This window comes from Mesorhizobium sp. M7A.F.Ca.US.007.01.2.1, from assembly GCF_003998165.1.
Taxonomy (GTDB): domain Bacteria; phylum Pseudomonadota; class Alphaproteobacteria; order Rhizobiales; family Rhizobiaceae; genus Mesorhizobium; species Mesorhizobium ciceri.
In genome coordinates this window covers 1-8770 of the sequence record NZ_RZQP01000241.1, presented here as the reverse complement: position 1 = coordinate 8770, position 8770 = coordinate 1, and the positions used below count along the sequence as shown (strand labels likewise).

The window sequence follows — 8770 nt, the reverse complement described above, 5'->3', positions numbered from 1 at the left end:
GGCGGCCGGCGCGGGGCTCGCCCTCGTTCCACGCCTGGCCGTCACGGATGCGCTCGCACGCGGCGACATCGTCGAAATGCGATGGCCCGGCCAGATGCGGACAGCGCCGCTGGTGATGATCTGGCGCCGCCGGCGCGTCCAGCTGCCGGCGCTTAAGCAATTGCTCACTGCCGCGCGCGACACGCTGGTGCCGGCCCTGCAGCCCGCCAAGGCTGGTTCAGGACTTGAATCGTCGAACCGCTCCAAGGCCTTGTTTGCAAACAACTCCTGACGGAAGCAGCGGCGGTTCAGATCAGGCGGTGGCCGCCCTCGACATGCAGCGTCGTTCCCGTGGTAAAGCCATTGCCGATCAGGAAGGCGATGGCGTCGGCGATATCATCGGGTTGGCCAATCCGCCCGACCGGCAGCCGCTTGGCCATCGCGGCCAACGTCTCGTCCTTCCTGTCGCCGGCCACTTGCGCCCAGATCGTGGTGTCGACCCAGCCGGGTGACACGGCATTGACGCGGATCGGCGCCAACTCGACCGCCAGCGCCCGCACGAGGCCTTCGAGCGCTGCGTTGACAGCAGCAACGACGGAGCCGCGTGCGGCTGGGCGATAGGCGGCGATACCGGAGACGAAGGTCATGGAGCCGGATCCTGCCAGCCGCGGCGCACCGTGCTTGGCGAGCAGCAGCGGGCCATACAGCTTGCTCTCCACCACCTTTTGCGCCGCCTTCAGGTCAAGCTCCGGCAGCAGCCGGTAGGCGCCTTCGATGTCGGCTGCGGTGCAGACGATGTGGTCGAGTCCGCCAATCGCTGCGAACAGCGCCGAGACCTGGTCTTCGCGCGCGATGTCGACGACGGCCGTCTCCAGCCCGGCGGGATTGCCGAGCGCCTCGCGCGCCTGCCGCAGCCGGTCTTGGCCGCGCCCGGCGACGACAACCGCCGCACCGGCCTCCACGCAGTGCCGGGCCAGCGCCAGACCCATGCCGGAGCCGCCGCCGACGATCAGGATTTTCTGTTTCGAAATGCTCATTTCGCTCTGCCTTTGCTTGGATGGACAAGGGCAGGAATTGGCAGTTCGGCGCGACAGAAGGAAACGGAAGAAACCGATAGTGCCATCGGAAAGGCCGATGGAGCAGGGCGGACGAGCGCCGTCTCTGGCTCAGCGCACCAGCGGACTTTCCCAGACGACAAACAGCAGAGCTTTCAGCTGGGCAAAGCGCTCCGGCCCAAGTTCGGTGCGCCATTCCTCCTCGATGTCGCGCAGGATATCGACCATTTTCCAGAACGCGGCATGACCGCGTTCCGTGGATCGCACCACGCGCGCACCGCCATCGCCGGGAATGTCGGAGCGGACGAGGTAGCCGTACCCTTCGAGACTGCTGAGCAGCTGGTTGATGGCCTGTTTGCTCATGCCGGCACGCTCGGCGATGGTGCCGGGCCGCGCGCCGTCCGGTCCGGGAAACTGCAACACCGCCATATGCGGCAGGCGCAATTCGTCGAAACCGGCGGCGTTGAGCTCCTTGATCAGCCGCCGCTGGATCGCTTGTGCCGGCACGCGCAGCAGGGCGCCGATCAGCAGGTTCTCGGTCTTGGTCTGTAGAACTTCCGTTGAGGTGGGCATTGACGATCCGGTAAATTGAGTTTACTGATAGCGAGTAAATGTAATTTACCGGAGGGCTTTGCGCAATGTCGGTCATGAATCTTCAGGTCAATCCAGCCAATGAGACCATCGGCGACAAGGGGCTGTCGATTCGCTTCCTGGTGACGGGCGACAGTTCGAACGGCAGCATCGCCGCCTTTGAGTTGAGGGTTGCCAGCGGACTGCGCCTGCTGGCGCCGGCGCACAGCCATGATCACTACGAAGAGACGATCTACGGCATTGAGGGGGTGCTGACCTGGACCGTCGACGGCAAGCCGATCGAGGTCGGACCGGGAGAAGCGCTGTGCATCCCGCGCGGCGCAGTCCATCGCTTCGACAACAATGGCAGCGCGGATGCGAAAGCGCTGTGCGTCGTCACACCAGCGGCGATCGGTCCGGACTATTTCCGCGAGATATTCGCCATGTTCCACGCCGCCGCCGGCGGTCCGCCGGACAAGGCTGGGATGATGGATATCATGCGCCGCCACGGGCTGACGCCGGCAGCGCCGCCGCCAAGCTGAAGTCGGTCGAAGAGGCGTCGATGATCACGCGCCGCAAGCGCTGAAGGTGGTGCCGGGGTTCCAGTCCTTGAAGGCGATGGTCTGGCCTTCGACCGAGACGTTCCTGTGCTTGGTGCTGCCGTCCGGCTGCTTTTCGCTGCTGGTGCCTTTGCCGGTCAGCACATTGTACTCGCAGGCGCTTTCGGCATTCTCCTTCAAATAGTCATAGTGGTCATAGGCGAAGCCGGCGACGATGAAGGCATCATTGCGCCAGGCGATGGTCAGCGTCATGTCGGTCCGTTCGCTGCCGATCTCCATCGCTGGCAGGTAGAATTTGATCGAGCCGTTGGGCAGCATCGTCAGTTCCGGCTCGGTGTCGGAGTTCTCGTAGCCTGCCCGCTCGTAGCCGTTCCATTCCCCTTGGATCTGCTCGTGCACGATCTCGACGGGTTTGAGGTAATTGTGCTCCTTGTCCCTGAGGAAGAAGTGGACGTCCATCGGATGGCCGGGTTCGGTCTCCACCACCATGGCAAGATCGACGGCGCCGTCGCCATTGAAATCGCCAGTCACAGCCGTGATGATCTTCCGGGTTTCGATCGGCTCGGCGAGGGTGGCCGTGGGGAGAAACAACACAAAGGCGAGCAACAGAGATTTCATGGCGTATTCCCCCGGGAGCGAGACGGCGTGCCCGAGCACGAGCATGGCAGGTATTCCGGGACTTTCTACAGTGGGGCGGGAAGAAAAATGTTCGGACCGACGGGCGTGAAGGAACGCCGTGCGCGCCTGCCAAGTTTGCTGCCGGAAACTGACGCAATTCATGCCACGATGCTGGCCAATGACGATGGGCATGATGCCGGAGGCAGGACGACAGTGAGAGCGATGACGCGAGCGGCAACAGCATCGAACGGGCAGGCCGACTGATGGCGCCGATCAAGGTCGATCCCGCCAAGGTCCACGAATTCGCGGATCCTGCCGGCTTCTACGCCTGGCTGAGCAAGCACCACGCCACGGAAGCCGAAGTCTGGATCAAGATGCACAAGGTGGGGTCCGGATTGAAATCGATCACCCCCAAGCAAGCCATCGACGTGGTGCTGTGCTTCGGCTGGATCGATGCGGTGCGCAAAGGGTTGGACGACAAGAGCTTCCTGCAGCGCTACACGCCGCGCGGCAGGAAGAGCATCTGGAGCCTGATCAATATCGACAATGTGGCGCGGCTGGTCGAGGAGGGCCGCATGACCGAGCATGGGCTCAAACAGGTCGAGACGGCGAAGGCCGACGGGCGCTGGGCGCGCGCCTATGGCAGCGGCAAGGAGATGAAAATTCCCGATGATTTGCAAGCAGCCATAGACGCCGAACCCGCTGCGAAGGCGATGCTTGAAAAACTCAACGCGCAAAACCGCTTCGCGCTCGCCTTCCGCATTCACAACATGAAGACCGAGGCCGGGCGCAAGAGGAAGATCGAGACGTTTGTGGCAATGCTGAAGCGTGGTGAGACGATCCATCCGCAAGGCAGGAAGTGAGGTTGGCGCGAATTCGTCTTCGGCGCCACAAGCCTGTCCTCACGGGATCCCTCGTTGCGCGAAGCGCTTCAGGATTTGAATCGCGAAATTGTTCCAACTGCTTGTTTTCGCGCAATTCGGGGTCGGCGTGGCGCGGCCGCTTCAGCAACGACATCGCTGGTGGACGGAGGAGGGCACGGCGGCTACCCTTCGAAAGCCGCGACGATCGAGCGGCGGACCGGTCGCTGGGAGTCGTTGCCGTTGAGAAGAGTTGCTTCGTGGACGATGGCGCTGGGTCTCATTGTCATCGTCGCGTGTGTGGGAGCCGGGGTCACGCTTGCCCAGACTTCGCCCGATCAGACTTCTCCCGACCTGGCTTCCCCCTCGGCCTCGCCGGCAAAAGAGATCTCGGTCGGGATAAAACAGGCGCCGCCTTTTGCGTTCAAGCTGCAGGACGGCAGCTGGTCGGGATTGAGCATCGACCTCTGGCAGAAAATGGCCGGGCGGCTCAACCTGCGCTTCCACTATGTCGAAGTGCCTGCCGTGCAGGACCAGATCGATGGTGTCGTCAGCGGCAGATTCGATGCGGCGATGGCCGCGATCACGGTCACGGCGGACCGCGAAAAGGCCGTCGACTTCACGCAGCCCTTCTTTACGACCGGGCTCGGCATCGCGACGCCGCTCAACAACCAGCCGTCATGGCGGCCGGTGCTGCATGCCCTGACGTCGTTCGGCTTCCTGCAGGCGGTTCTGGCGCTGGTCATCATATCGGTGGTGGTCGGCGTCCTCATCTGGATGTTCGAACGCCGGCACAATGACGATTTCGGCGGCGGCGTCGCCAAGGGACTGTTTTCCAGCATGTGGTGGTCGACCATCGCCGCGACGCAGGCCAGCACCGGTGATTTCGGCCCGCGAACCGTGCCGGGGCGCGTGCTGGCCGCGCTCTGGATGATGGGATCGATCATCGCGATCGCGGTGTTCACCGCGGGTGTCACATCGGTGCTGACGGTGACGCAGATGGAAGGCATGGTGCAGGGCGAAAGCGATCTCGCCGCGGTCAGGGTCGGCGCGGTGCAGAGCTCGTCGACGGCGTCCTATCTGGATTCGACCCAGATCCGTCATCAGGACTTTGCCTCGATCCAGCAGGGCCTCAACGCGCTTCGCGCCGGCAAGATCGACGCGCTGGTGCACGACAAGCCGCTGCTTGGCTGGCTGGTCGGGCAGAATTACGCGACAAGCCTGCAGGTTCTCGATGCGACGTTCGACCAGCAGCAATATGCCATTGCGCTGCCGCTCGGCAGCCCGTTGCGCAAGTCTCTCGATGTCGCCCTCCTGCAGACCATCGAAAGCGATTGGTGGAAGCAGGCCGTCTTCCAGTATCTGGGCGAGAAGTAGCCGGCAGCAATTTCAGCGGTGCTATGCGCTGGAAGAACCGCCGTCGCTATCCGAGAGTGGCGGATGGTTGGTGTCACTGGTCCAGGTCGACCGGTGTCACGCCAAGAAGTTTCAGGGCATTGGCATAGGTCCGGATGCCTTGCGCCTGCTTGCGCTCGGCACAGAACCGGTTCGCCTTGTCCTGGAGTGCCGTTGCCTCGGCGATCTGGCTCGCACTGGCACCGGGTTTGGCTTTGGTCTGGATGGCTCCGTCGAGTTGAAGACCGAGCCGGCTGCAATATTCGCTCCGGGTGACCGCCGCATCCGACTGTGCGACCGCAAGCACGGCGAGCGAAATGCCTGTCAGGGCACCCATCCATCCGGTCGAACGTCGTTGCATGTTTCGGGACCATTTCTTCGCGTTGTGCCGCAGGCCGCGTGACCGCCGCGAGGGTGGTTATGACAGGCGATGTTTTCGCGAGTTTTTCCCGGATGTTGAATCTTGTTTCTGGAGTGTGTCTGGCGGTGAAGCTGCCAATCTCCCCCACGAGGGGGAGATCGGCGGTGTGCGGCGCTTGCGCCTCTTCCTTTGCGGCTATCCTTCGCGTAAGGCGCCGGGCAAATCGTTTCACGCAAGCAAAATTCCCCGGACACCGCATGATCAGACTTGAAAGCATCAGCAAGCAGAACGGCCGTCAGCTTGTCTTCATCGAAGCGTCGGCGTCCCTGCAGAAGGGCGAGAAGGTCGGCCTCGTCGGGCCGAACGGCGCCGGCAAGACGACGCTGTTTCGCATGATCACCGGCCAGGAGCAGCCAGACGAAGGCCAGGTGCAGGTCGATCGCGGCGTCACCATTGGCTATTTCAGCCAGGATGTCGGCGACATGGAAGGCCACAGCGCTGTCGCCGAAGTGATGAACGGCGCCGGGCCGGTCAGCGAAGTCGCGGCCGAAATGGCGGCCCTCGAGGCGGCCATGGCCGATCCCGAGCAGGCCGACCAGATGGACGAGATCATCGAAAAATATGGCGAGGCGCAGCACCGCTTCGAGGAACTCGACGGCTATGCGCTGGATGGCCGCGCCCGCGAAGTGCTGGACGGTCTCGGCTTTTCGCAGGAGATGATGGACGGCGATGTCGGAAAGCTGTCCGGCGGCTGGAAGATGCGCGTGGCGCTGGCCCGCATCCTGTTGATGCGGCCCGACGCCATGCTGCTCGACGAGCCGTCGAACCATCTCGACCTGGAGAGCCTGATCTGGCTGGAATCCTTCCTGAAGAACTATGATGGCGCGCTGTTGATGACCTCGCACGACCGCGAGTTCATGAACCGCATCGTCAACAAGGTGGTCGAGATCGACGCCGGTTCGCTGACCGCCTATTCCGGAAACTACGAATTCTACCAGCAGCAGCGGGCGATCGCCGATAAGCAGCAGCAGGCTCAGTTCGAGCGCCAGCAGGCGATGCTGGCCAAGGAGATCGCCTTCATCGAGCGCTTCAAGGCGCGCGCCTCGCATGCCGCGCAGGTGCAGAGCCGGGTGAAGAAGCTGGACAAGATCGACCGCGTCGAGCCGCCGAAGCGCCGCCAGACCGTGTCCTTCGATTTCCTGCCGGCGCCGCGCTGCGGTGAGGATGTCGTCACGCTGAAGAACGTCCACAAGGGCTATGGCAGCCGCAGCATCTATGAGGGGCTCGATTTCCAGGTCCGCCGCCGCGAGCGCTGGTGCATCATGGGCGTCAACGGCGCCGGCAAGTCGACGCTTCTGAAGCTGGTCGCCGGCGCTTCCGAGCCCGATACCGGCACGGTCGCGCGGGGCCCAAGTGTCAAGATGGGATATTTCGCCCAGCACGCCATGGAGGTGCTGGAAGGCGAGCGCACTGTGTTCCAGACACTGGAAGACGCGTTCCCCCAGGCCGGCCAGGCGCCGCTGCGGGCACTCGCAGGCTGCTTCGGCTTTTCCGGCGACGAGATCGAGAAGAAATGCCGTGTGCTGTCAGGCGGCGAGAAGGCGCGGCTGGTGATGGCGCTGATGCTGTTCGACCCGCCCAACCTTTTGGTGCTGGACGAGCCGACCAACCATCTCGACATCGCCACCAAGGAGATGCTGATCACGGCGCTGTCGCAGTACGAGGGCACCATGCTGTTCGTCTCGCACGACCGGCATTTTCTGGCGGCGCTTTCCAACCGCGTGCTGGAACTGACGCCCGAAGGCATCCACACCTATGGCGGCGGCTATACGGAATATGTCGAGCGCACCGGGCAGGAAGCGCCGGGCCTGAGGAGCTAGCCCTTACCGCAGCGAGATGCTCATGCCGCTGAGGTCGGCGTTGACCTGCAGGCCGACCTGCCTGCCCGTCAATTCGAGCTGGGCGCCCTTGTCATTGGTCATGACGATCACCTGAGCCCCTTTGCCAAGCGCGCCGCCACCGCCCGCCGCACCATAGACCCCGGTCACATCCCGCGCACGTTTGATGTGGCGCACGGTACCTCGGAAATAGGTCTTGGAAACGCCGAAGGCGAGACCGCCCGAGACGCCGCCGACCGAGATGGGATAGCGGCGGCCATGGAAGGTCAGCGTTCCTTCGCCTCCGGAGCCACCGACGAAGAAGGCCGCCTTGTAGACGGCGAAGCGGATGGTGCCGCTGTCGGCATGCGCGGCGCTGGCAAAGCCGATGCTTGCGGTGGCGATGGCGGCAACCGCGATGGAACGAAATCCGGATGAAATCTTCATGGTGAGAACTCCTCAATGTCGCCGCTTTGCCGGCCAGGATGTCTGGGTGGGATCAAAGCTACAACTGAACAGTCTCGCCCGCGGTTTGGTTCCAGGCCCCGTGATTTGGTTCCAGGCATCGTTCGAATCCGGCTGCGGGAAGGCCGGGGAGAGGGCGGAGGGTGGGGAGGGCACCTGACCGCAGCTATCGCCTTGTGGGATGAACAGGTCTATGCAGGCCTTCACAAGGCTTAGGAGAGGCTTCGGATGAGAATCGCAATCTGCCTCGCATTGGCTGCGGCAGTGGCTGGGTGCGCGACCTCCCCGGTCGACTATGAGGCGTCGCTTTCGCAGCAGGACCAGAAATGGGCCTCCCCGGCATGCCAGCAGGCCCGCAGGGCGGCTTCGGATTACGAGGCTCGCGAGAAAGAGCATCCGGGGTGGGGTTTCGGCGTCTTGCTTGGTCCATACTCGATGGGGCTCGTCGCAGCCATCAAGGAGCATGAGCAGAAGCAACGAAAGCTGTTCGCCCGCGAAGTGCACCTGCAATGCTCAAGCCTGCCGCTGCCGAAGGAACTGCAGGGCGATTTGAACCCTGCCGTACCGCCGACCAAGTATCCATAGCCTGCCGCGCCTTCCGGCAGAAGGCGCCGGGGTGGCCGCCGTCATTGGCGGCACCTCGATCTTCGGGGGCCGCGGTGTCTACACCGGCACCATCCTCGGCGCCCTGATCCTGACCGTGCTGACGACGCTGCTGACGATCCTGCAGATGCCGGAAGGGGCAAGGCGGATCTTGTCGGGCTGATCGTGCTGTTCGTGACGGCGGTTTATTTGAGGATTGTGGAGGAGAGATAGGGGCGGGTTGAGGTGAATGGCTGCTTTTGGGCCGAATTCAGACAGGCAGCTTTTGGCGCAAGGATGCGAACTACTGCCGTTCAACCAATGATAAAGGCTCAGATCGAATTTTGGTGCTTCTTCAAAATTTGCACCTATTGAGGATGCGCCACGGCCAGCCCGCGAGGACCGATCCGCTCTCAAAAAGCGTGTACAGGTTGACCACACCTTGGCC

The 8770-nt window shown here is 63.1% G+C and carries 11 protein-coding genes and 1 pseudogene; 7 read left to right on the top strand and 5 right to left on the bottom strand.

All coding sequences use genetic code 11. From position 1 onward, the window contains the following. Positions 1 to 271 (top strand): LysR substrate-binding domain-containing protein (locus tag EN949_RS29260; RefSeq protein WP_245472533.1); only part of this gene is annotated, 271 nt, incomplete at its 5' end. A gap of 16 nt (positions 272 to 287) precedes the next feature. On the opposite strand, the gene EN949_RS29255 is transcribed toward EN949_RS29260, so the two are convergent. Both EN949_RS29255 and EN949_RS29250 read right to left on the bottom strand, forming a co-directional pair. Further along, complete coding sequence (locus tag EN949_RS29255; RefSeq protein ID WP_127371863.1) at positions 288 to 1016, bottom strand: SDR family oxidoreductase; 729 nt, start codon at positions 1014 to 1016, stop codon at positions 288 to 290. A 129-nt stretch (positions 1017 to 1145) separates the two neighbouring features. Next, positions 1146 to 1607, bottom strand: a complete 462-nt coding sequence (locus EN949_RS29250) for a MarR family winged helix-turn-helix transcriptional regulator (RefSeq protein ID WP_024501721.1) — start codon at positions 1605 to 1607, stop codon at positions 1146 to 1148. Between the two features lie 65 nt (positions 1608 to 1672). On the opposite strand from EN949_RS29250, the gene EN949_RS29245 reads away from it, so the two are divergent. Next, positions 1673 to 2146, top strand: coding sequence for a cupin domain-containing protein (locus EN949_RS29245; RefSeq protein WP_027160820.1), 474 nt, complete (start codon positions 1673 to 1675; stop codon positions 2144 to 2146). A gap of 24 nt (positions 2147 to 2170) precedes the next feature. On the opposite strand, the gene EN949_RS29240 is transcribed toward EN949_RS29245, so the two are convergent. Further along, positions 2171 to 2782 carry a hypothetical protein gene (locus EN949_RS29240; RefSeq protein WP_064994075.1) on the bottom strand — a complete coding sequence of 204 codons (612 nt, stop codon included), beginning with the start codon at positions 2780 to 2782 and terminating at the stop codon, positions 2171 to 2173. Between the two features lie 263 nt (positions 2783 to 3045). On the opposite strand from EN949_RS29240, the gene EN949_RS29235 reads away from it, so the two are divergent. After that, complete coding sequence (locus tag EN949_RS29235) at positions 3046 to 3645, top strand: YdeI/OmpD-associated family protein (RefSeq protein WP_127366475.1); 600 nt, start codon at positions 3046 to 3048, stop codon at positions 3643 to 3645. Between the two features lie 240 nt (positions 3646 to 3885). Further along, positions 3886 to 5019 (top strand): transporter substrate-binding domain-containing protein, encoded by a 1134-nt coding sequence (locus EN949_RS29230; protein WP_224621835.1) that lies wholly within the window; start codon positions 3886 to 3888, stop codon positions 5017 to 5019. 73 nt (positions 5020 to 5092) lie between these two features. Here EN949_RS29230 and EN949_RS29225 read toward each other — a convergent pair whose 3' ends face one another. Further along, on the bottom strand, positions 5093 to 5398 hold the full coding sequence (locus EN949_RS29225; protein ID WP_024501716.1) for a hypothetical protein: 306 nt from the start codon (positions 5396 to 5398) through the stop codon (positions 5093 to 5095). 257 nt (positions 5399 to 5655) lie between these two features. Here EN949_RS29225 and EN949_RS29220 point away from each other — a divergent pair, with 257 nt between their 5' ends. Then, positions 5656 to 7278, top strand: a complete 1623-nt coding sequence (locus EN949_RS29220) for an ABC-F family ATP-binding cassette domain-containing protein (RefSeq protein WP_013530640.1) — start codon at positions 5656 to 5658, stop codon at positions 7276 to 7278. A 3-nt stretch (positions 7279 to 7281) separates the two neighbouring features. Here EN949_RS29220 and EN949_RS29215 read toward each other — a convergent pair whose 3' ends face one another. Then, on the bottom strand, positions 7282 to 7722 hold the full coding sequence (locus EN949_RS29215) for a hypothetical protein (protein ID WP_024501715.1): 441 nt from the start codon (positions 7720 to 7722) through the stop codon (positions 7282 to 7284). A 246-nt stretch (positions 7723 to 7968) separates the two neighbouring features. On the opposite strand from EN949_RS29215, the gene EN949_RS29210 reads away from it, so the two are divergent. Next, positions 7969 to 8325: a hypothetical protein gene (locus tag EN949_RS29210; RefSeq protein ID WP_013530642.1), complete on the top strand. Its 357-nt coding sequence runs from the start codon at positions 7969 to 7971 to the stop codon at positions 8323 to 8325. A gap of 34 nt (positions 8326 to 8359) precedes the next feature. Beyond that, positions 8360 to 8556: pseudogene (locus EN949_RS29205) on the top strand (ABC transporter permease); the annotation flags it as partial. Positions 8557 to 8770: the final 214 nt, after the last annotated feature.